The organism is Sphingobacteriales bacterium (genome assembly GCA_016699615.1).
Lineage (GTDB): Bacteria > Bacteroidota > Bacteroidia > Chitinophagales > JADIYW01 > JADJSS01.
The window spans coordinates 19,089-38,362 of the sequence record CP064984.1 but is presented as its reverse complement, the minus strand read 5'-3'; the positions used below and the strand labels follow the sequence as shown (position 1 = coordinate 38,362).

Annotated in this window: 32 protein-coding genes and 2 pseudogenes; all 34 read left to right on the top strand. The window is 32.1% G+C overall.

The genetic code is table 11. The annotated features are described in order from the left end of the window. Window positions 1-110 precede the first annotated feature (110 nt). The 34 genes and pseudogenes from IPK18_00260 to carA all read left to right on the top strand — a co-directional run bounded on the left by IPK18_00260 (window position 111) and on the right by carA (window position 19,225). On the top strand, window positions 111-518 hold the full coding sequence (locus tag IPK18_00260) for a 30S ribosomal protein S12 (GenBank protein ID QQR98011.1): 408 nt from the start codon (window positions 111-113) through the stop codon (window positions 516-518). A gap of 30 nt (window positions 519-548) precedes the next feature. Beyond that, complete coding sequence (gene rpsG / locus IPK18_00255) at window positions 549-1,016, top strand: 30S ribosomal protein S7 (GenBank protein ID QQR98010.1); 468 nt, start codon at window positions 549-551, stop codon at window positions 1,014-1,016. Window positions 1,017-1,038: 22 nt separating this feature from the next. After that, on the top strand, window positions 1,039-3,144 hold the full coding sequence (gene fusA, locus IPK18_00250) for an elongation factor G (GenBank protein ID QQR98009.1): 2,106 nt from the start codon (window positions 1,039-1,041) through the stop codon (window positions 3,142-3,144). Window positions 3,145-3,148: 4 nt separating this feature from the next. After that, entirely contained in the window at window positions 3,149-3,454 is a 306-nt protein-coding gene (rpsJ, locus tag IPK18_00245; GenBank protein QQR98008.1) for a 30S ribosomal protein S10, read from the top strand. A gap of 4 nt (window positions 3,455-3,458) precedes the next feature. Further along, entirely contained in the window at window positions 3,459-4,076 is a 618-nt protein-coding gene (rplC, locus tag IPK18_00240) for a 50S ribosomal protein L3 (GenBank protein ID QQR98007.1), read from the top strand. A gap of 44 nt (window positions 4,077-4,120) precedes the next feature. Then, the gene (rplD, locus tag IPK18_00235; GenBank protein ID QQR98006.1) at window positions 4,121-4,753 is read left to right on the top strand and encodes a 50S ribosomal protein L4; all 633 of its coding nucleotides are present in this window, start codon (window positions 4,121-4,123) and stop codon (window positions 4,751-4,753) included. A gap of 3 nt (window positions 4,754-4,756) precedes the next feature. Then, complete coding sequence (rplW, locus tag IPK18_00230; GenBank protein ID QQR98005.1) at window positions 4,757-5,047, top strand: 50S ribosomal protein L23; 291 nt, start codon at window positions 4,757-4,759, stop codon at window positions 5,045-5,047. Window positions 5,048-5,072: 25 nt separating this feature from the next. Continuing rightward, a complete protein-coding gene (gene rplB, locus IPK18_00225; protein QQR98004.1) occupies window positions 5,073-5,906 on the top strand; it encodes a 50S ribosomal protein L2 in 834 nt (277 codons plus the stop codon). A gap of 5 nt (window positions 5,907-5,911) precedes the next feature. Beyond that, a complete protein-coding gene (gene rpsS, locus IPK18_00220; protein ID QQR98003.1) occupies window positions 5,912-6,178 on the top strand; it encodes a 30S ribosomal protein S19 in 267 nt (88 codons plus the stop codon). A 10-nt stretch (window positions 6,179-6,188) separates the two neighbouring features. Beyond that, window positions 6,189-6,623, top strand: a complete 435-nt coding sequence (gene rplV / locus IPK18_00215) for a 50S ribosomal protein L22 (GenBank protein ID QQR98002.1) — start codon at window positions 6,189-6,191, stop codon at window positions 6,621-6,623. 12 nt (window positions 6,624-6,635) lie between these two features. Continuing rightward, the gene (gene rpsC, locus IPK18_00210; protein QQR98001.1) at window positions 6,636-7,382 is read left to right on the top strand and encodes a 30S ribosomal protein S3; all 747 of its coding nucleotides are present in this window, start codon (window positions 6,636-6,638) and stop codon (window positions 7,380-7,382) included. 27 nt (window positions 7,383-7,409) lie between these two features. After that, the gene (rplP, locus tag IPK18_00205) at window positions 7,410-7,832 is read left to right on the top strand and encodes a 50S ribosomal protein L16 (protein QQR98000.1); all 423 of its coding nucleotides are present in this window, start codon (window positions 7,410-7,412) and stop codon (window positions 7,830-7,832) included. Window positions 7,833-7,843: 11 nt separating this feature from the next. Further along, window positions 7,844-8,053, top strand: a complete 210-nt coding sequence (rpmC, locus tag IPK18_00200) for a 50S ribosomal protein L29 (GenBank protein QQR97999.1) — start codon at window positions 7,844-7,846, stop codon at window positions 8,051-8,053. A 9-nt stretch (window positions 8,054-8,062) separates the two neighbouring features. Continuing rightward, window positions 8,063-8,335 (top strand): 30S ribosomal protein S17, encoded by a 273-nt coding sequence (gene rpsQ / locus IPK18_00195; protein ID QQR97998.1) that lies wholly within the window; start codon window positions 8,063-8,065, stop codon window positions 8,333-8,335. 4 nt (window positions 8,336-8,339) lie between these two features. Next, window positions 8,340-8,708: a 50S ribosomal protein L14 gene (rplN, locus tag IPK18_00190; protein ID QQR97997.1), complete on the top strand. Its 369-nt coding sequence runs from the start codon at window positions 8,340-8,342 to the stop codon at window positions 8,706-8,708. A 1-nt stretch (window position 8,709) separates the two neighbouring features. Continuing rightward, window positions 8,710-9,051 (top strand): 50S ribosomal protein L24, encoded by a 342-nt coding sequence (gene rplX / locus IPK18_00185; GenBank protein ID QQR97996.1) that lies wholly within the window; start codon window positions 8,710-8,712, stop codon window positions 9,049-9,051. 1 nt (window position 9,052) lies between these two features. After that, the gene (gene rplE, locus IPK18_00180) at window positions 9,053-9,610 is read left to right on the top strand and encodes a 50S ribosomal protein L5 (GenBank protein QQR97995.1); all 558 of its coding nucleotides are present in this window, start codon (window positions 9,053-9,055) and stop codon (window positions 9,608-9,610) included. Between the two features lie 9 nt (window positions 9,611-9,619). Then, a pseudogene (gene rpsN, locus IPK18_00175) lies at window positions 9,620-9,888 on the top strand (30S ribosomal protein S14). Window positions 9,889-9,916: 28 nt separating this feature from the next. Continuing rightward, window positions 9,917-10,315: a 30S ribosomal protein S8 gene (rpsH, locus tag IPK18_00170; GenBank protein ID QQR97994.1), complete on the top strand. Its 399-nt coding sequence runs from the start codon at window positions 9,917-9,919 to the stop codon at window positions 10,313-10,315. A gap of 10 nt (window positions 10,316-10,325) precedes the next feature. Beyond that, window positions 10,326-10,884 (top strand): annotated as a pseudogene (gene rplF, locus IPK18_00165) (50S ribosomal protein L6). An 11-nt stretch (window positions 10,885-10,895) separates the two neighbouring features. Beyond that, complete coding sequence (locus tag IPK18_00160; protein ID QQR97993.1) at window positions 10,896-11,249, top strand: 50S ribosomal protein L18; 354 nt, start codon at window positions 10,896-10,898, stop codon at window positions 11,247-11,249. Between the two features lie 18 nt (window positions 11,250-11,267). Further along, a complete protein-coding gene (gene rpsE / locus IPK18_00155) occupies window positions 11,268-11,789 on the top strand; it encodes a 30S ribosomal protein S5 (protein QQR97992.1) in 522 nt (173 codons plus the stop codon). 4 nt (window positions 11,790-11,793) lie between these two features. Continuing rightward, a complete protein-coding gene (gene rpmD, locus IPK18_00150; GenBank protein QQR97991.1) occupies window positions 11,794-11,976 on the top strand; it encodes a 50S ribosomal protein L30 in 183 nt (60 codons plus the stop codon). A 7-nt stretch (window positions 11,977-11,983) separates the two neighbouring features. Continuing rightward, entirely contained in the window at window positions 11,984-12,430 is a 447-nt protein-coding gene (rplO, locus tag IPK18_00145; protein QQR99268.1) for a 50S ribosomal protein L15, read from the top strand. Between the two features lie 8 nt (window positions 12,431-12,438). Beyond that, window positions 12,439-13,782, top strand: a complete 1,344-nt coding sequence (gene secY / locus IPK18_00140; GenBank protein QQR97990.1) for a preprotein translocase subunit SecY — start codon at window positions 12,439-12,441, stop codon at window positions 13,780-13,782. 7 nt (window positions 13,783-13,789) lie between these two features. Beyond that, window positions 13,790-14,590: a type I methionyl aminopeptidase gene (gene map / locus IPK18_00135; protein ID QQR97989.1), complete on the top strand. Its 801-nt coding sequence runs from the start codon at window positions 13,790-13,792 to the stop codon at window positions 14,588-14,590. A 48-nt stretch (window positions 14,591-14,638) separates the two neighbouring features. Further along, complete coding sequence (gene infA / locus IPK18_00130; GenBank protein ID QQR97988.1) at window positions 14,639-14,857, top strand: translation initiation factor IF-1; 219 nt, start codon at window positions 14,639-14,641, stop codon at window positions 14,855-14,857. Window positions 14,858-14,871: 14 nt separating this feature from the next. Continuing rightward, window positions 14,872-14,988, top strand: coding sequence for a 50S ribosomal protein L36 (gene rpmJ / locus IPK18_00125; GenBank protein QQR97987.1), 117 nt, complete (start codon window positions 14,872-14,874; stop codon window positions 14,986-14,988). A 4-nt stretch (window positions 14,989-14,992) separates the two neighbouring features. Further along, on the top strand, window positions 14,993-15,370 hold the full coding sequence (gene rpsM, locus IPK18_00120; GenBank protein ID QQR97986.1) for a 30S ribosomal protein S13: 378 nt from the start codon (window positions 14,993-14,995) through the stop codon (window positions 15,368-15,370). Between the two features lie 22 nt (window positions 15,371-15,392). Continuing rightward, window positions 15,393-15,782 (top strand): 30S ribosomal protein S11, encoded by a 390-nt coding sequence (gene rpsK / locus IPK18_00115; GenBank protein ID QQR97985.1) that lies wholly within the window; start codon window positions 15,393-15,395, stop codon window positions 15,780-15,782. A 47-nt stretch (window positions 15,783-15,829) separates the two neighbouring features. Then, on the top strand, window positions 15,830-16,438 hold the full coding sequence (gene rpsD / locus IPK18_00110; GenBank protein QQR97984.1) for a 30S ribosomal protein S4: 609 nt from the start codon (window positions 15,830-15,832) through the stop codon (window positions 16,436-16,438). Window positions 16,439-16,488: 50 nt separating this feature from the next. Further along, window positions 16,489-17,484, top strand: a complete 996-nt coding sequence (locus tag IPK18_00105) for a DNA-directed RNA polymerase subunit alpha (protein ID QQR97983.1) — start codon at window positions 16,489-16,491, stop codon at window positions 17,482-17,484. A gap of 45 nt (window positions 17,485-17,529) precedes the next feature. Beyond that, a complete protein-coding gene (rplQ, locus tag IPK18_00100; GenBank protein QQR97982.1) occupies window positions 17,530-18,057 on the top strand; it encodes a 50S ribosomal protein L17 in 528 nt (175 codons plus the stop codon). A gap of 85 nt (window positions 18,058-18,142) precedes the next feature. Beyond that, the gene (carA, locus tag IPK18_00095) at window positions 18,143-19,225 is read left to right on the top strand and encodes a glutamine-hydrolyzing carbamoyl-phosphate synthase small subunit (GenBank protein QQR97981.1); all 1,083 of its coding nucleotides are present in this window, start codon (window positions 18,143-18,145) and stop codon (window positions 19,223-19,225) included. The last annotated feature ends 49 nt before the right edge of the window (window positions 19,226-19,274 follow it).

The following is a 19,274-nucleotide window of genomic DNA, read 5'->3' as shown; positions in this document are numbered from 1 at the left end:
TCGGTCGGGAAATAAGACTACAAAACATACATACAATTTTTTGTACACACGTTTTGTATTCTTGCAAATAATTCCTACCTTTGCAGTCCAAATTATAAAAAATAGCAAGAATGCCTACAATTCAACAATTAGTAAGAAAAGGAAGAGAGCAATTAGCATGGACATCTAAGTCTAAAGCACTTACATCATGCCCACAAAGAAGAGGAGTTTGCACAAGAGTGTATACTACAACTCCTAAAAAACCAAATTCAGCACTTAGAAAAGTAGCAAAAGTTCGTTTAACCAATAAATATGAGATTATTGCTTATATACCAGGTGAAGGACATAACTTGCAAGAGCACTCTATCGTATTAATACGTGGAGGTCGTGTTAAAGACTTACCAGGTGTGAGATATCATATCGTTAGAGGTGCTTTAGATACTGCTGGAGTTAATAACAGAAAGAAAAGCCGTTCTAAATACGGAACTAAAAAAGGAAAAGCAGGAGAAGCTGCACCAGCAAAAGGTAAAAAGAAATAATCATTAAATAGCTTAATTACTTTAATATAAATGAGAAAGCAGAGAGCAAAAAAAAGATATTTAGCACCAGATCCAGTGTATAATGATTCGTTAGTAACACGTTTCGTGAATACAATCATGTTGGATGGAAAAAAATCAATAGCATATAAATCATTCTACGATGCAATGGATAAAATAAAAGCATCTACAGGAGAAGAAGGATATGATATCTGGAAAAAAGCAATGGATAATGTAATGCCAGCAGTAGAAGTTAGAAGTAGAAGAATTGGTGGTGCTACATTCCAAATTCCAACACCAATAAGAGAAGATAGAAAGATATTCTTAATGATGCGTTGGTTGGTAACTTTCGCTCGTAAAAGAAATGGAAAATCTATGGGAGATAAATTAGCTGCAGAGTTAATTGCTGCTGCAAAAGGAGAGGGTTCTTCAGTAAAAAGAAAAGAAGATATGCATAAAATGGCTGAGGCTAATAAAGCATTTTCACATTTTAAAGTATAATATATATAAATAATAATAAGCAATGTCACGCGATCTAAAATATACAAGAAACATAGGAATAGCAGCACATATAGATGCAGGTAAAACTACAACTACAGAGCGTATATTGTACTATGCTGGTGTCAATCATAAAATTGGTGAAGTACATGATGGTGCATCTACAATGGACTGGATGGTACAAGAGGCTGAAAGAGGAATCACGATTACATCTGCTGCAACTACAGTAAAATGGAAATATAGAGGTAATGAGTTTCACGTAAATATCATTGATACTCCAGGACACGTTGACTTTACAGTTGAAGTGAATCGTTCTCTACGTGTATTAGATGGATTAGTATTTTTATTCTCTGCTGTTGATGGTGTAGAACCACAATCTGAAACAAACTGGAGATTAGCAAACAATTATAATGTAGCAAGAATCGGTTTCGTAAATAAAATGGATCGTTCAGGTGCAGACTTTCTAAATGTAGTTGAGCAAGTTAGAAAGATGTTAGGTTCTAATGCAGTGCCTTTACAGTTACCAATAGGTTCAGAAGATACATTTAAAGGTGTTGTTGATTTAATAAACTTTAGAGGAATTGTTTGGAATGAACATGACAGAGGCATGACTTACGAAGAAGTAGAAATACCTGCTGACTTATTAGATGAAGCAACTGAGTGGAGAGAGAAATTATTAGAAGCAGTTTCTGAATATGATGAAACATTAATGGAGAAATTCTTTGACGATCCAGCATCTATCACAGAAAGAGAAATCCTAGATGCTTTAAGAGCAGCATGTTTAGATATGAAAATAGTTCCAATGTTATGTGGTTCTTCATTCAAAGACAAAGGTGTTCAAACAATGTTAGATTTAGTGATGGAATTAATGCCATCACCATTAGATAGACCAAATATCATAGGAACAAATCCAAATACAGATGCAGAAGTTGTAAGAAAACCATCTTATGATGAACCATTTGCTGGATTAGCATTCAAAATTGCAACAGATCCATACGTAGGTCGTTTAGCATTTACAAGAGCTTACTCAGGTGTGCTTGATGCAGGTTCTTATGTATTAAATACAAGAAGTGGGAATAAAGAACGTATTTCTCGTATTTTCCAAATGCATGCAAACAAACAAAATCCAATTGAAAAATTAGGAGCAGGTGATATTGGAGCTGTTGTAGGATTTAAAGATATTAGAACAGGAGATACTTTATGTGCAGAAAATGCACCAATCATATTAGAGTCAATGAAATTCCCAGATCCAGTAATTGGATTAGCAATTGAGCCTAAAACTCAAAAAGATGCTGACAAATTAGGAATGGCATTAGGGAAATTAGCTGAAGAAGATCCAACATTCAAAGTAAGATATGATGAAGATACAGCACAAACTGTAATTTCAGGAATGGGAGAGTTACACTTAGAAATCATCGTAGATAGATTATTAAGAGAATTCAAAGTAGAATGTAATCAAGGAGCACCTCAAGTAAATTACAAAGAGACAATAACTCAAACTATTACACATAGAGAGAAATATGCTAAACAATCAGGTGGTAGAGGTAAATTTGCTGATATTGCTGTTGAAATTGGACCAGGTGAAGAAGGAAAAGAAGGTTTAGAATTTATTAATGATATTTTTGGTGGCGCAGTACCAAGAGAATTTATTCCATCAGTAGAAAAAGGATTTAAAGAAGCAATGAAAACTGGTGTGTTGGCTGGATATGAAGTGCCAAGCTTGAAAGTACGTTTATTTGACGGCTCTTTCCACCAAGTGGATTCAGATTCTTTCTCTTTTGAGCAAGTTGCAAAATTTGCTTTCAGAGAAGCATGTAAAAAAGCAACTCCAATTCTATTAGAACCTATCATGAAATTAGAAGTAATTACACCAGAAGAAAACACTGGAGATGTAGTAGGTGACTTAAATAGAAGAAGAGGTATGATGGAAGGAATGGAAATGAAAAATAATGCAAATGTAATTAAAGCAAAAGTTCCTTTGAGTGAGATGTTTGGATATGTAACAGATTTAAGAACAATTACATCAGGTAGAGCTACATCAATCATGGAGTTTTCGCACTATGCTCAAGCACCAAACAATATTACAGAACAAGTAATTGCAAAAGCAAAAAGTAAAGTAAAAGCAGATTAATAAAATGGCACAAAGAATTAGAATAAAATTGAAATCTTACGATCATAATCTGATTGATAAATCAGCAGAAAAGATTGTAAAAACAGTAAAAAATGCTGGAGCTGTAGTTACTGGACCTATTCCTTTACCTACTAATAAAAAGATATTTACAGTTCTTCGTTCACCACACGTGAATAAAGAAGCTAGAGAACAGTATAAACTTTGCACATATAAAAGATTATTAGATATATATAGTGCTACACCAAAAACTGTTGATGCATTAATGAAGTTAGAATTACCAAGTGGTGTAGATGTAGAAATTAAAGCTTAATATAATGAAAGGATTAATAGGAACAAAAATAGGCATGACGAGCATCTTTAATGAAGATGGAAATGTAGTACCTTGCACTGTAATAGAAGCAGGTCCTTGTGTAGTAACTCAAATCAAAACTAAAGACAAAGATGGTTATGATGCAGTACAAATAGGATATGGCGACAAAAAAGAAAAAAATACTAGTAAAGCATTAAAAGGTCATTTTGAAAATGCAAAAACTGCACCTAAAGCTAAATTAGTAGAATTTAGAGGTACATTTAATATAGAATTAGGTACAGTTATTACTACTGAGATCTTAAAAGAAGGTGAAAAAGTATCTATATCTGGAATATCTAAAGGAAAAGGTTTTCAAGGTGTTGTAAAAAGACATGGATTTAGTGGTGTTGGTGGACAAACTCACGGTCAACATAACAGACTTAGAGCACCAGGTTCTATTGGAGCATGTTCTACACCATCAAGAGTTTTCAAAGGTATGAGAATGGGTGGAAGAATGGGTAATGATACTGTAAAATTACCAAATGCAAAAATTCTAAAAATAGTACCTGAACAAAATTATATTATTGTAAAAGGATCTATTCCAGGACACAATGGTTCTGTAGTTATATTAGAGAAAAAATAAAATTATTTGTTTCGTATAACAAATTTTAAACATAGTTAGAAAAGATGAAATTAGAAGTATATAATAAACAAGGTCAAGCAACAGGACGTCAGGTTGAACTTCCAGATCACATTTTTGGAATAGAACCTAATGAGCATGTTATATATCTAGCTGTAAAGCAATATTTAGCGAATAGAAGAAGCGGAACACATAAAACACTTGAGAAATCAGAATTATCTGGTTCTACAAGAAAACTACATAAACAAAAAGGTACAGGTGGTTCAAGAAAAGGTAGTATCAAAAACCCATTATTCAAAGGTGGTGCTAGAATTTTCGGACCAAGACCAAGAAGTTATAGTTTTAAGTTGAATAAAAAAGTTAAAGAATTAGCTAAAATATCTGCACTTTCTGCTAAAATAGCATCAAATGCAATCAAAGTTGTTGAAGATTTTTCTTTAGAAACACCTAGAACTAAAGAATATGTAAATTTCTTAAAAGATTTCGGTTTAGAAAACAAAAAATCATTGTTCATCTTACCAGAAATCAATGATAATATCTATTTATCTTCAAGAAATATTCAAGGTGCTGGTCTTGCAGAAGTAAGCAACTTAAATACTTACGAAATAATGAATAATAGTATGATATTATTGAGTGAGAAATCTATCGAAGCATTATCTAACCAATTAGTAAATAACTAATATATGGAAATTTTAAAGAAACCTTTAATCACAGAAAAGTCTCAAAAACTACAAGATAGAGCTGAGAAATATACTTTTATCGTAGATAAAAAAGCGAATAAAATTGAAATTAAAAAAGCAATAGAAGAGATGTATGGCGTGAATGTAGAAGAAGTAAATACTTTAGTTATGCCTTCTAAACCAAAATCTAAATTCACAAAAACAAATATCATCTCAGGTAGAAGAGGTAGCTATAAAAAAGCTTTAATAAAATTAGCTGACGGCGAAACAATTGATTTTTATACAGATTTATAAGATATAGTAAAGCAGATTTAAGAAGATGGCAACAAAGAAATTTACACCAATAACTCCTGGCTTAAGATACAAAGTAGCAAATGCTTATGCCGAAGTTACAACCAATAAACCAGAGAAATCATTATTAGTTCCTAATAAACGTTCTGGTGGTAGAAACCAAAAAGGAGAGATGACCATGAGATATATTGGTGGTGGTCATAAAAAACAATATCGTATTATTGATTTTAAAAGAAACAAATATGATATTCCAGCTACAGTAAAAACTGTTGAGTATGACCCAAACAGATCAGCATTTATTGCTTTAGTATCATATAAAGATGGAGAAAAAAGATATATTATTGCTCCAGAAGGCATCGCTGTAGGACAAGAAATTATATCTGGAATTAAAGTTGCTCCAGAAGTAGGAAATGCACTACAATTAGGAAATATGCCACTAGGTTCTGTAATTCACAATATCGAATTACAACCAGGTAAAGGTGCATCAATATGTAGAAGTGCTGGAACATTTGCTCAGCTTACAGGTAAAGATGGCAAATATGCAATCATCAAATTACCTTCAGGTGAATCAAGAATGATTTTAGCAACATGCATGGCTACAATAGGCACTGTCTCTAATTCAGATCATAGCTTATTAGTAATGGGTAAAGCAGGTGCAAATAGATGGAAAGGTAGAAGACCTAGAACTCGACCAGTAGCAATGAACCCAGTAGATCATCCAATGGGTGGTGGTGAAGGTAGAGCTTCAGGTGGTCACCCAAGATCAAGAAAAGGTTTAATTGCTAAAGGTAAGAAAACTAGAAATACGAAAAAAGCATCAAGTAAGTATATAATTTCTAAGGGAAAATCTAAGAATAAATAATTAACATGGCTAGAAGTTTAAAGAAAGGACCATACATAGCTTATACTTTACAAAAGAAAGTAGACGCAATGAATGAATCAAACAAAAAAAATGTAATCAAAACATGGTCTAGAGCATCTATGATTACACCAGAGTTCGTAGGACATACATTTGCAGTACATAATGGCAATAAATTTATTCCAGTATATGTAACTGAAAACATGGTAGGTCATAAATTGGGTGAATTTTCTCCAACAAGACAATTTAAAGGACATTCAGGAAATAGAAAATAATTTATAAGAAATGGGAGCTAGAAAAAAAATATCAGCTGAATTAAGAAAAGAAGCTAAAAAAAGCACATGTGTTGCAAAAGCAACAGCTGTGCCTACATCTCCAAGAAAAATGAGATTGGTAACAGATTTAGTTAGAGGAAAGAATGTAGATCAAGCTTTAAATATATTAATGTTTTCATCAAAACATGCATCTCAAACAGTAGAAAAATTGTTGAGATCTGCAATTGCAAATTGGGAACAAAAAAACAATACAACTGCTGCTGAAGCTGATTTATATGTTCAAGAAATTTTTGTAGATGGTGGAAGAGTTTTAAAAAGATTTTTACCAGCACCAATGGGAAGAGCATATAGAGTAAGAAAACGATCAAATCATCTTACATTAAAATTAGCAAGCAGAAATAGCAATAACTCAATTGAAGTATCTGAAAATACTGATAATAATTAATAAAATAGGTTAATGGGACAAAAAGCAAATCCAATAGTAAATCGTTTAGGCATCACAAGAGGATGGGATTCAAACTGGTACGGTGGAAAAGATTTTAGTGAAAAATTAATAGAAGATCACAAAATCAGAAAATACCTTAATGCACGTATTCAAAAAGGTGGCGTATCAAAAATTATCATAGAAAGAACACTAAATAGAATTACAATATCAATACATACATCTAGACCAGGAATTATTATCGGAAAAGGTGGCGGAGAAGTAGATAAGATTAAAGAAGAAATCAAAAAATTAACTGGGAAAGATGTACAAATAAATATTGTAGAAATAAGAAGACCAGAGATTGATGCAGCTATAGTTGGTGAAACAATATGTAAACAATTAGAAGCGCGTGTTAATTTCAGAAGAGCTGTGAAAATGGCAATTGCATCTGCAATGAGATTAGGAGTAGAAGGAATAAAAGTAAAATGTTCAGGTAGACTTGGTGGTGCTGAGATGGCAAGAAGTGAAGAATATAAAGAAGGAAGAACACCATTACATACATTTAGAGCTGATATTGATTATGCAATTAAAGAAGCAAATACAATATATGGTATTATCGGAGTTAAAGTTTGGATTTGTAAAGGTGAAGTATTTACAAAAAGAGACTTAACACCAAATGTTGGAGTTGAAGAGCAAAAAAGACAACCAAGAGGCAATGAAAGAAGAGCGCCAAGAGGTGAAAAAAGAGACAGACCAGAAAGAAGAGAAAGAAGAAAATAATTTAATTAATAACTATAATTAAAAAAAATGTTACAACCTAAAAGAGTTAAGTTTAGAAAAGTACAGAAAGGCAGAAACGAAGGAAATGCTGGAAGAGGATATAGCTTAGCATTCGGTTCATTTGGACTTAAATGTTTAGATGAAGGTAGAATTACCAGTAGACAAATTGAAGCAGCTCGTATTGCATTGACTCGTAATATGAAGAGAGAAGGTAAAGTTTGGATAAAAATATTTCCAGATAAACCAATTACTAAAAAACCAGCTGAAGTTCGTATGGGTAAAGGAAAAGGTGCTTTAGACCATTGGGCAGCTCTAGTACAACCAGGCAGAATATTATTCGAAATAGAAGGTGTATCAAAACAATTAGCACAAGAATCTTTAGAGTTAGCTGCACAAAAATTGCCAGTAAAACTTAAATTTATTGTGAGAAGAGATTATGACGGTCAATAAATTAAAATAATATGTCAAATAAATTATATACAGAAATAGCAAATACTGCAACCGAAGAGCTTCACAACGAGTTGAAAGCGGCTAAGTTAAGATTAAAAAAACTGAAATTTAATCACGCAGTAAGTCCTTTGGAAGATACAAGCATTTTTAAAACATCAAGAAAAGAAATCGCTAGAATCCAAACAGAAATTAGTAAAAGAAAATTGTCTAACCAAGCATAATATTGCAACATGAGTGCAGAACAAACAATAGTAAGAAAAGAAAGAAAAACACGTATTGGTGTTGTGAAATCAAATAAGATGGACAAAACTATTACTGTTAAAATAGAAAGAAAAATTAAACATCCTAAGTATGGAAAGTTCTTGAAAAAAACGAAGAGTTTCCATGCACACGATGAAAATAACGAATGCAATCCTGGCGATACAGTAAAAATAATGGAAACTAGACCATTAAGTAAAACAAAACGTTGGAGATTAGTAGAAATTTTAGAAAGAGCAAAATAATTTTATGATACAGTCAGAATCAAGATTAAAAGTAGCAGACAACAGCGGCGCAAAAGAAGTGCTTTGCATCAGAGTACTTAAAGGCTCAAAGTCTAGATACGCAAGTATAGGAGACAAAATTGTTGTTTCTGTAAAAAGTGCAGCACCAGGCGGAAACGTAAAGAAAAAACAAGTTTCTAAAGCAGTGATTGTACGTACAAAAAAAGAAGTAAAACGCAAAGATGGTTCATATATTCGTTTTGATGACAATGCTGTAGTTCTTCTAAATAACCAAGATGAGCCAAGAGCAAGTCGTATATTTGGTCCTGTAGCAAGAGAATTAAGAGACAAAGATTATATGAAAATTATTTCATTAGCACCAGAAGTTTTATAAGATGAAAAAAGTAAATACACAAAAAAGATTTGCCCCAAAATTAAAAATCAAAAAAGGTGACAAAGTAGTTGTTATCTCAGGAGCAAGTTCTGGAAAAGAAGGAAACGTGATAGAGGTCTACCCAAAAGAAAGTAGAGTATTAGTAGAAGGTGTGAATATGGTTAAAAAACATACAAAACCAAACGCACAAAACCAACAAGGTGGAATCGTAGAACAAGAAGCATCTATACACATTTCAAATGTAAAATTACTTGTAGCTGGAAAACCAACACGCGTAGGTAGAAAAGTTGCAGAAGACGGAAAAATTGTTAGATTCGCAAAAAAAACAGGGGAGGTAATATAATATGAGCTACGTTATTAGATTAAGAAAAAAATATACTGAAGAAGTAATTCCTAAATTAATGGAAAAATATCAGTATAAATCTGTTATGCAAGTGCCAAAATTAACAAAAATCGTTGTTAATCAAGGTGTTGGTATCGCTGTTGGAGACAAAAAAATCATTGATAACCAAGTTGACGAAATTACAAGAATCACTGGTCAAAAAGCAATGTCTACTAAATCTAAAAAAGCAATATCTAACTTCAAATTAAGAGAAAATATGCCAATTGGTGTAATGGTAACTTTAAGAGGTGACAGAATGTATGAATTTTTAGATAGATTAATATCAGTTGCATTACCACAAGTTAGAGATTTTAAAGGTGTAAATGAAAAAGCTTTTGATGGTAGAGGTAACTACACTTTAGGTATCAAAGAACATATAATTTTCCCTGAGATAGACATAGATAAAATCAACAGAATCAGCGGTATGGATATCACATTCGTAACTACTGCTAAAACTGATGATGAAGCTCATGCGCTATTAACAGAAATAGGTATTCCATTTGTAAAGAAAAATAAATAAGAAAGATAGATGGCAAAAGAATCAATGAAAGCACGCGATGCCAAAAGAGCAAAAATGATTGCTAAATATAAGGAAAAGCGTGAACAACTAAAAAAAGAAGGAAAATGGGATTTGCTAGATAAGCTACCAAAAACTCTTCTCCAGTTAGATACAGAAACAGATGCAAAATAACTGGACGTCCAAGAGGATATGTAGGCTTCTTCGGAATTTCAAGAATAAAATTCAGAGATTTAGCAAACGATGGAAAAATACCAGGAGTTACAAAAGCAAGTTGGTAATTAATTATAAACGAATAAACTAAATAAAATGGTTACTGATCCAATATCAGATTATCTAACAAGAATAAGAAATGCTCAAATGGCAGGTCACGAAATCGTGGACATTCCTGCATCTAATCTTAAAAAGAAGATTACAGAGCTTTTATACGAAAATGGATATATCCTAAAATATAAATTTGAAGAAGATGGTCCTCAAGGATTAATCAGAATAGCATTAAAATACAATGCTTCTACTAGAGAACCAGCAATTAGAGAATTATTGAGAATATCTAAACCAGGTTTGCGTAAGTACGCACACGTAGATTCTATTCCAAGAGTAAAAAATGGTTTAGGAATTGCAATTTTATCTACATCAAAAGGCGTATTGACAGATAAGCAAGCACGTCAGCAAAATGTAGGTGGAGAAATTATTTGTTTAGTATCTTAAAAAATATAGTATGTCACGTATAGGCAAAGCACCAATATCAATTCCAGCAAAAACAGAAGTATCTGTATCTGAAAATAATACAGTTACTGTAAAAGGTCCGAAAGGAACACTTACTCAAAAAGTAGACAGAGATATTAAAGTATCTAATGAAAATGGTCAAATAATCATTTCAAGACCTACTGAACAAAAACGCCATAAAGCACTACACGGATTGTATAGAGCTTTAATAAACAATATGGTTGTTGGTGTATCTGAAGGCTTTAAAAGAGAACTTGATGTAGTCGGGAGTTGGTTTTAGAGCAAGTAATACAGGTCAATTATTAGAATTATCTGTAGGTTATTCACATCCAGTATATGTATTATTACCAGATGAAGTAAAGTTAACTACAGAAACAGTAAAAGGTCAAGCACCTAAGATTATCTTAGAAAGTACTGATAGACAATTAATAGGACAAGTAGCAGCTAAAATCAGATCTATAAGAAAACCAGAACCTTACAAAGGAAAAGGTATCAAATACACTGGAGAAATATTAAGAAAAAAAGCAGGAAAGTCTGCAGGTAAAAAATAAAAATAATAGTCATGTTAAGTAAAACAAAGGTTACAAGAAGACTGAAACTAAAATATAGAATTAGAAAGAAAATTAACGGTTCTACAGAACAGCCAAGACTTTGCGTATATAAAAGCAACACAAACATTTATGCTCAACTTGTAGATGATACAAAAGGCATAACAATGTTATCTGCATCTTCTGCTAAATTAGATAAAAAAGGTAAAACAAAAACTGAGTTATCTAAAGAAGTGGGCAAGTTAATAGCAGATTTAGCTAAGCAAAACAATATTTCTACTGTTGTTTTTGACAGAAATGGATTTTTATATCATGGTAGAGTGAAAGCATTAGCAGATGCAGCTCGTGAAAATGGACTTCAATTTTAATAGATTAAAAAAGAGAAAATGCAATCAAAAATAAAATTTGAAAAATTCAAAGCAAACGACATCGAACTAAAAGAAAAAGTCGTTAATATCCAACGTGTTACTAAAGTAACTAAAGGTGGACGTACATTTAGCTTCTCAGCACTTGTTGTTGTCGGAAACGAAAATGGTATGGTTGGCTTTGGATTAGGTAAAGCAAGAGAAGTTCAAGAAGCAATAGCTAAAGGAATTGATGATGCTAAAAAGAACTTAGTGAAAATTCCAATCTTAAAAGGAACAATTCCTCACGATCAATTAGCACTTTTTGATGGAGCTAAAGTATTAATAAAACCAGCATCTGATGGTACTGGTGTTATTGCTGGAGGTTCTATGCGTGCTGTTCTTGAAAGTGCTGGAATACACAATGTATTAGCTAAATCTTTAGGTTCATCAAACCCACATAACGTAGTGAAAGCCACTGTGTTAGCATTGTCTAAGTTAAGAGATCCTTACACAATTGCAAAAGATAGAGGAGTAAAATTAAGCAAAGTATTTAATGGTTAAAATTATGTCAAAAGTTAAAATAACCCAAGTAAAAAGTACCATAGATAGACCTAAAAAACAGAAAAATACTGTTATTGCTCTTGGTATAAAAAAATTAAATCATTCTGTGGAAAAAGAATTAACACCACAGGTTGAAGGTATGATTAAGTCTGTTCAACATTTATTAAAAATCGAAAACGTACAATAAGATGAGTATTTCATTGCATAATTTAAAACCTGCTGAAGGTTCAACTAAAACTAGAAAAAGAGTTGGTCGTGGTCAAGGATCAGGTTCAGGTGGCACAGCTGGAAAAGGACACAAAGGAGCTAAATCTCGTTCAGGATATAAATCAAAAAGAGGTTTTGAAGGTGGACAAATGCCACTTCAAAGACGTACACCTAAACGTGGCTTTAACAATCCATTCAAAGAGATATATCAAGTAATTAATTTATCTAAATTACAAGAACTTGCTGAAAAGCACAATATAGTTGATTTTAATTTTGAACAACTTAGAAAATTGAGAATCATTTCTAAATCTGAAAAATTGAAAGTACTTGCAAACGGTGAATTAAAATCTACAATTTCTATTTCAGCACACGCATTTAGTGATAAAGCAAAAGAAGCTATTGAAAAACTTGGTGGTAAAACTACTGTTATATAAACTACATCATGAACAAATTTATTGATACAATAAGGAATATATTTGCTATTGAGGATTTAAGAAAAAGAATCTACTTAACATTAGGTCTTTTATTTATCTATAGATTTGGTAGCTATGTAGTTCTGCCTGGTATTGATCCAAATGCATTATCTCAAATGTCTACAGAAGGTGTTCTGGGCGTTTTTGATTTATTTGCAGGTGGTGCATTTTCTAGATCTTCTGTATTTGCACTAGGTATCATGCCATATATTTCTACTTCTATCGTTATGCAATTAGCAACACTTGCTATTCCATATTTTCAAAAATTACAAAAAGAAGGAGAGAGCGGTAGAAGAACAATCAATCAATATACAAGATTAGGTACTATTGCAGTTACTATTGTACAAGCTACTGCATATGTAAAATATCTAACTTCACCACAATTAAACACACCTATTAATCCAGAAATTAGTATGCCAATATTTTGGGCTACAACTATGTTTTCATTAACAGCAGGTACTATTTTTGTTATGTGGTTAGGAGAGCAAATTCAAGAAAGAGGTATTGGTAATGGTACATCTATTATCATTATGGCAAATATCATTTCTCGTCTACCAGGTTCTTTTTGGGTAGAAGTTCAGAGTAGAGTAAAAGGAACAGGTGGCGGAATATTAATGTTATTATTAGAAATTGCCTTATTATTTGGAGTTGTATTATTTACAATCCTGCTTATCAAAGCAATAAGAAGAGTGCCACTAAGTTATGCAAAACAAATTGCAGGAGGTAGTGCACAAACAGCTTCAAGCAGAGGATTTTTACCATTACGTGTAAATATAGCTGGTGTAATGCCAATAATATTTGCTCAAATGTTTTTATTTATACCTCAAACTATATTACAATTCTTCCCAAACAGTTCAATGTCTGGTTTCCTTACTAAAATGGTAGATATTAAATCAATTCCATACAATGTAATTACATTTTTGTTAGTTGTGATATTTACATATTTCTATACAGCATTAATCATGAATCCACAACAAATGGCTGATGAATTAAAGCGTAGTAATGGATATATTCCTGGAGTTAAGCCAGGTGCAAGCACAGCAGAATTTATAGACACAGTATTATCAAGAATTACATTACCAGGAGCAATTGGATTAGGAATAGTTGCCATAATGCCAGCATTTGCTTCAGTATTAGGCGTCAATTCACAGTTCGCCTACTTCTTTGGTGGCACATCATTATTAATCTTAGTATCAGTAGTTTTAGATACTATGGACAGAATAGAAACATTCCTTTTAAATAGACACTATGATGGATTAACTCAATCTGGTGAAAAATTAAAAGGTAGAATATATGGAGATTCAAATTTCTAATTGACAAATGGTATATTATAAAAGTCAAGAAGAAATTGAATTAATAAAAAAGAGTTCTTTACTTGTTAGCAATACTTTAGCAACTTTAGTAAAATTCATACAACCAGGTGTAACTACAAAAAAGTTAGACCAAATAGCTGAAACCTTTATTAAAGATAATAAAGCTACTCCAGCTTTCAAAGGCTACAGAGGATTCCCTGCATCACTATGCATTTCTATTAATGAAGAAGTTGTTCATGGAATACCTTCTGATAGAGAAATTAAAGAAGGAGATGTAGTTTCAGTTGATTGTGGAGTAAAAAAAGATGGCTTTTTTGGTGACTCAGCATTTACGTTTCCAGTAGCTGAGGTAAAACCAGAAGTAATAAAACTACTACAAGTTACATTCAATTCATTGTTTCTAGGAATTGAAAAAGCTGTGGCAGGTAACAGAGTTGGAGATATTTCATTTGCAATTCAAGATTACACACAAATTCAGCATAATTTTGGAGTTGTTAAAGACTTAGTTGGTCACGGAGTAGGAAAGGACTTACACGAAGAACCAAATGTACCCAATTATGGCAAAAGAGGAAAAGGATTGGTACTTAAAGAAGGATTGACTATAGCTATTGAGCCAATGATTAACTTAGGCACAGACCAAGTTAAAGTATTAGGCGATAAATGGACAATTGTAACTAAAGATGGTAAGCCATCTGCACATTTTGAACATACAATAGCAGTGATGAAAGGTAAAGCTCAGATATTAAGTGACCATAATTTAATATTTGAGGAGATAAAAAAATCAGAATATATTAAAGATTTTCGATAATTTTTACGATATTTGCGCAAAATTTGAGAAAATAGCATTAAAAAAGATATGGCTAAATCAGACTTATTAAAATTAGACGGGACAATTTCAGAAGCATTATCTAACGCTATGTTCAAAGTAAAGTTAGAAAATGGACATGAAATTTTAGCCACAATCTCTGGAAAGATGAGAATGCACTACATTAGAATCTTACCAGGTGATAGAGTAGCAGTTGAGATTTCACCATACGATTTAACAAGAGGAAGAATAACATTTAGATACAAATAAATAATTGATACACCATGAAGGTAAGAGCATCAGTAAAGAAAAGAAGCGAAGACTGCGTAATTGTACGTAGAAAGGGCAAAATTTATGTAATTAATAAGAAGAATCCAAAATTTAAACAAAGACAAGGTTAATATAATGGCAAGGATAGCAGGTATAGATTTACCAAAAAATAAAAGAGGCTTTATCGGATTAACATACATATATGGTATTGGCAGATCAAGAGCAAACCATATCTTAGAACAAGCTAATGTTGATCCAATGAAAAAAGTTCACGAATGGAATGACGACGAACAAACTGCCATTCGTAACGTTATTGGTGCTGAATTTAAAGTAGAAGGTGCTTTAAGATCTGAAGTGCAATTAAACATCAAACGTTTAATGGATATCGGTTCTTACAGAGGAATTAGACATAGAAAAGGACTACCTGTTAACGGACAAAGTACTAAACGTAATGCTAGAACACGTAAAGGAAAACGTAAAACTGTAGCAGGAAAGAAAAAAGCAACTAAATAATCAAATATAAAATAACTAAATAATGGCTCAAGCTAAAAAACAAGTTAAAAAGAGAGTAGTTAAAGTAGAACCAGAAGGTTATGTTCATATTAACGCAACTTTTAATAATATTATCGTTTCTTTCACAAACAAAGCAGGACAAGTAATTTCTTGGAGTAGTGCTGGAAAAGGTGGATTCAGAGGTTCTAAAAAAAGTACACCTTATGCTGCGCAAGTTGCTGCAAGTGATGCAGGTCAAAAAGCATACGATGCAGGTTTACGTAAAGTAGAAGTTTTTGTAAAAGGACCTGGTGGTGGTCGTGAATCAGCAATTAGAGCAGTGTCTGTTGTTGGTATCGAAGTTACTGTAATTAGAGATATTACACCATTACCACACAATGGTTGTAGACCACCTAAAAAACGTAGAGTATAAGATTATATTAGTGCAATAGATAGAATATTTAAAAAAAATACAAGAAAATGGCAAGATATACTGGACCTAGAACTAAAAAAGCAAGAACCTTTGGGGATGCTATTTATGGTTATGATAAGTCGTACGAAAAAAGAAAATATGCTCCAGGGCAACATGGTAATTCTAGAAAACGTGGTTCTCAATCTGAATACGCAATACAACTTAAAGAAAAGCAAAAAGCAAAATACACTTATGGTGTTTTAGAAAGACAATTCTACAAAACATTTGCTGAAGCTGCTCGTAAACATGGTGTAACTGGTGATAACTTATTAAAATTGTTAGAACAAAGATTAGACAACACTATTTACAGATTAGGTTTTGCACCAACTAGAAGCGCTGCACGTCAATTAGTATCACACAAACATATTACAGTTAATGGTAGAATCTTAAACGTTCCATCATATACAGTAAAAGTTGGAGATGTTATTAGCATACGTGAAAAATCTAAAAACTTAGACTTAGTACAAGAAACATTAAGTACTGGTAGAGTGAAAAAATATTCTTGGTTAGAGTTAAACTCTGAAACTTTAGAAGGAAAATATGTTGAACTTCCAAACAGAGATCAAATACCAGAAAATATCAAAGAACAATTAATAGTAGAGTTATATTCTAAATAATCTACTTATTAATGAAGAAAAAATTATATAAAAATTAATATCTAAAAATTATGGCTATATTATCATTTCAAAAACCAGACAAAATTTTGTTACAAAAAGCAACAGATTTTGAAGGTACATTTGAATTTGCACCATTAGAACCAGGATTCGGAAGTACAATCGGAAATGCACTTAGAAGAGTTCTATTATCTTCTTTAGAAGGTTATGCCATTACATCTGTAAAAATATCTGGAGTTCAACACGAATTCTCAACAATAAAAGGAGTTATTGAAGATGTTACTGAAATTATTCTTAATCTTAAACAAGTAAGATTAAAAAGAATTTTAACTGAAGCAGATGCTGGTTACGAAAAAGTTTATATTTCTTTAAAAGGTAAAGAGCAATTTTTATCAGGAGATATTGAAGCACATACAAACGTATATGCAGTTACAAATCCAGATTTAGTAATCTGCAATATGGACAAAAATGTAAATTTAGAACTTGAATTAACAATTGGTAGAGGTAGAGGTTATGTTCCTGCTGAAGAGCATTTCGTAGACACATCAGTTGTAGGTACTATTCCTATCGATTCAATCTATACACCTATCAAAAATGTAAAATACAAGATAGAAAATACTCGTGTTGAACAAAGAACTGACTACGAAAAGTTAGTGATTGATATCAAAACTGATGGAACTATTCATCCAGAAGAAGCAATCAAAGAAGCAGCTAAAATTTTAATTCAACACTTAATTCTTGTATCTGATGAAAACATTACATTTGAAACAGAAAGTAAACAACACGAAGAAGTAGTTGATGAGCATATCTTACACATGAGAAAAATCCTTAAAACTCCATTAGAAGATATGGATTTATCAGTAAGAGCATTCAACTGTCTTAAAGCAGCAAAAATCAATTCATTAGCAGAATTAGTTCAATACGATACGAATGAATTATTGAAATTTAGAAACTTTGGTCGCAAATCTTTAGTAGAAATTGAAGAACTAATTATTGAAAAAGGTATGCACTTTGGAATGGATTTATCAAAATATAAATTAGACGACTAATATTTTAAGTATAGTTATATTACTTAAAACTTAATACTTTATCAAATGAGACACGGAAATAAAATAAATCACTTAGGAAGAAAATTTGGTCACAGAAGTGCATTACTTAAGAACTTATCTAATGCATTAATTATGCATAAAAGAATCGAAACAACTTTAGCTAAAGCCAAAGAGTTAAGAATGCATGTTGAGCCAATTATCAATAGAGCTAAAGACAATACAACACATTCTCGTAGAACTGCTTTTAGTTATTTACAAAATAAATTTGCAGCTAAAGAATTGTTTGATGTAATTGGACCAAAAGTAGCTAACAGACCAGGCGGATACACTAGAATCATTAAATTAGGAAAAAGATTAGGTGACAATGCTGAAATGGCAATGATTGAGTTAGTAGATTTCAACGAAATTTACACAGCAAACAAAACAGCTGCTACTGCAACTGCAGAACCTAAAAAACGTACTCGTAGAGCCGGTACTGCAAAGAAAAAAGCTGATGATGAAAATGTAGAAGCAGAAGCTAATCCAACACCAGAAGTAACTGATACTGTTGAAGAAACTAAAACTGAAGAATAATAAATGAAAACTCAGTTTTTATATATAAGGTTCGTATTCATTGCGAACCTTTTTTTTTAACTAAATTATAAATGGATATCATATAATGGAAAAAGCAATACTACTACTTGAAGACGGCACATATTTCGAAGCCAATGCATGCGGAAAAACAGGTACAGCAACAGGCGAAATTTGCTTCAATACTTCGATGACAGGTTACCATGAGCTGTTCACAGATCCTAGTTATTTTGGACAATTATTAATATCAACCAATGTACATGTAGGCAATTACGGAATCAAGCACACAGAAGAAGAATCCAACCAAATACAAATTGCTGGATTAATATGTAGAGAATATACTAATCATTATTCAAGACATCAAGCTGATAGCAATATCCAACAATATTTTGAGGACAATAATTTAGTTGGAATTACCAATTTAGATACCAGAGCAATTGTAAGACATGTGCGTGAAAAAGGCGCCATGAATGCAATTATTTCTTCAGAGATACTATCTTTAGACGAACTGAAAAATGAGCTTAAAAAAGTACCATCTATGGATGGTTTAGAATTGGCATCAAAAGTTAGTACTAAAGAAACTTACACAGTAGGTGAGGAGCATGCCAAATATAAAATTGCAGCTTTAGATTTTGGTATTAAAAAAAATATAATAAGAAATTTTGTAGATAGAGATTGCATAGTAAAGGTATTTCCAGCCAAAACATCCTATGCAGAATTATTAGATTTTAATCCAGATGGTTTCTTTATTTCAAACGGACCAGGCGACCCAGCACCAATGGATTATGCAGTACAAACTGTAAAAGCAATTTTGGAAAACAACCAACCGTTGTTTGGTATTTGTTTAGGCAACCAAATTTTAGCCAGAGCTATAGATATTCCAACATATAAATTGCATCACGGACATAGAGGTGGCAATCATCCTGTAAGAAACCTAAAAACAGGAAAGTGCGAAATTACAACACAAAACCATGGTTTTGCAGTAGATGCAGAAATACTAAAATCTTCTAAGTTGGCAGAACTTACACATATTAATTTGAATGATAATACAGTAGAAGGATTTGCAGTAAAAAACAAAAAAGCTTTTGCTGTACAATATCATCCAGAAGGCGCACCAGGACCACATGATTCCAGATACCTATTTGATGATTTTATCAATTTACTTAAATAATATTGTAAAATAGATACTCAATTATTCATTTATTAGATATAAATCTAGA

What these genes read in the sequence shown, in the direction of transcription:
- rpsS (QQR98003.1), top strand. Translation starts at nt 5,912, where the DNA reads ATGGCTAGAAGTTTAAAGAAAGGACCATACATAGCTTATACTTTACAA.
- infA (QQR97988.1), top strand. Translation starts at nt 14,639, where the DNA reads ATGGCTAAATCAGACTTATTAAAATTAGACGGGACAATTTCAGAAGCA.
- rplC (QQR98007.1), top strand. Translation starts at nt 3,459, where the DNA reads ATGAAAGGATTAATAGGAACAAAAATAGGCATGACGAGCATCTTTAAT.
- rpsE (QQR97992.1), top strand. Translation starts at nt 11,268, where the DNA reads ATGCAATCAAAAATAAAATTTGAAAAATTCAAAGCAAACGACATCGAA.
- rplQ (QQR97982.1), top strand. Translation starts at nt 17,530, where the DNA reads ATGAGACACGGAAATAAAATAAATCACTTAGGAAGAAAATTTGGTCAC.
- rpmJ (QQR97987.1), top strand. Translation starts at nt 14,872, where the DNA reads ATGAAGGTAAGAGCATCAGTAAAGAAAAGAAGCGAAGACTGCGTAATT.
- rplD (QQR98006.1), top strand. Translation starts at nt 4,121, where the DNA reads ATGAAATTAGAAGTATATAATAAACAAGGTCAAGCAACAGGACGTCAG.
- rpsQ (QQR97998.1), top strand. Translation starts at nt 8,063, where the DNA reads ATGAGTGCAGAACAAACAATAGTAAGAAAAGAAAGAAAAACACGTATT.
- rplP (QQR98000.1), top strand. Translation starts at nt 7,410, where the DNA reads ATGTTACAACCTAAAAGAGTTAAGTTTAGAAAAGTACAGAAAGGCAGA.
- rpmC (QQR97999.1), top strand. Translation starts at nt 7,844, where the DNA reads ATGTCAAATAAATTATATACAGAAATAGCAAATACTGCAACCGAAGAG.
- IPK18_00260 (QQR98011.1), top strand. Translation starts at nt 111, where the DNA reads ATGCCTACAATTCAACAATTAGTAAGAAAAGGAAGAGAGCAATTAGCA.
- rpsH (QQR97994.1), top strand. Translation starts at nt 9,917, where the DNA reads ATGGTTACTGATCCAATATCAGATTATCTAACAAGAATAAGAAATGCT.
- fusA (QQR98009.1), top strand. Translation starts at nt 1,039, where the DNA reads ATGTCACGCGATCTAAAATATACAAGAAACATAGGAATAGCAGCACAT.
- map (QQR97989.1), top strand. Translation starts at nt 13,790, where the DNA reads ATGGTATATTATAAAAGTCAAGAAGAAATTGAATTAATAAAAAAGAGT.
- carA (QQR97981.1), top strand. Translation starts at nt 18,143, where the DNA reads ATGGAAAAAGCAATACTACTACTTGAAGACGGCACATATTTCGAAGCC.
- rplE (QQR97995.1), top strand. Translation starts at nt 9,053, where the DNA reads ATGAGCTACGTTATTAGATTAAGAAAAAAATATACTGAAGAAGTAATT.
- rplV (QQR98002.1), top strand. Translation starts at nt 6,189, where the DNA reads ATGGGAGCTAGAAAAAAAATATCAGCTGAATTAAGAAAAGAAGCTAAA.
- rpsJ (QQR98008.1), top strand. Translation starts at nt 3,149, where the DNA reads ATGGCACAAAGAATTAGAATAAAATTGAAATCTTACGATCATAATCTG.
- rplX (QQR97996.1), top strand. Translation starts at nt 8,710, where the DNA reads ATGAAAAAAGTAAATACACAAAAAAGATTTGCCCCAAAATTAAAAATC.
- rpsK (QQR97985.1), top strand. Translation starts at nt 15,393, where the DNA reads ATGGCTCAAGCTAAAAAACAAGTTAAAAAGAGAGTAGTTAAAGTAGAA.
- rpsC (QQR98001.1), top strand. Translation starts at nt 6,636, where the DNA reads ATGGGACAAAAAGCAAATCCAATAGTAAATCGTTTAGGCATCACAAGA.
- rplB (QQR98004.1), top strand. Translation starts at nt 5,073, where the DNA reads ATGGCAACAAAGAAATTTACACCAATAACTCCTGGCTTAAGATACAAA.
- rpsD (QQR97984.1), top strand. Translation starts at nt 15,830, where the DNA reads ATGGCAAGATATACTGGACCTAGAACTAAAAAAGCAAGAACCTTTGGG.
- rpsM (QQR97986.1), top strand. Translation starts at nt 14,993, where the DNA reads ATGGCAAGGATAGCAGGTATAGATTTACCAAAAAATAAAAGAGGCTTT.
- rplN (QQR97997.1), top strand. Translation starts at nt 8,340, where the DNA reads ATGATACAGTCAGAATCAAGATTAAAAGTAGCAGACAACAGCGGCGCA.
- IPK18_00105 (QQR97983.1), top strand. Translation starts at nt 16,489, where the DNA reads ATGGCTATATTATCATTTCAAAAACCAGACAAAATTTTGTTACAAAAA.
- rpmD (QQR97991.1), top strand. Translation starts at nt 11,794, where the DNA reads ATGTCAAAAGTTAAAATAACCCAAGTAAAAAGTACCATAGATAGACCT.
- IPK18_00160 (QQR97993.1), top strand. Translation starts at nt 10,896, where the DNA reads ATGTTAAGTAAAACAAAGGTTACAAGAAGACTGAAACTAAAATATAGA.
- secY (QQR97990.1), top strand. Translation starts at nt 12,439, where the DNA reads ATGAACAAATTTATTGATACAATAAGGAATATATTTGCTATTGAGGAT.
- rplW (QQR98005.1), top strand. Translation starts at nt 4,757, where the DNA reads ATGGAAATTTTAAAGAAACCTTTAATCACAGAAAAGTCTCAAAAACTA.
- rpsG (QQR98010.1), top strand. Translation starts at nt 549, where the DNA reads ATGAGAAAGCAGAGAGCAAAAAAAAGATATTTAGCACCAGATCCAGTG.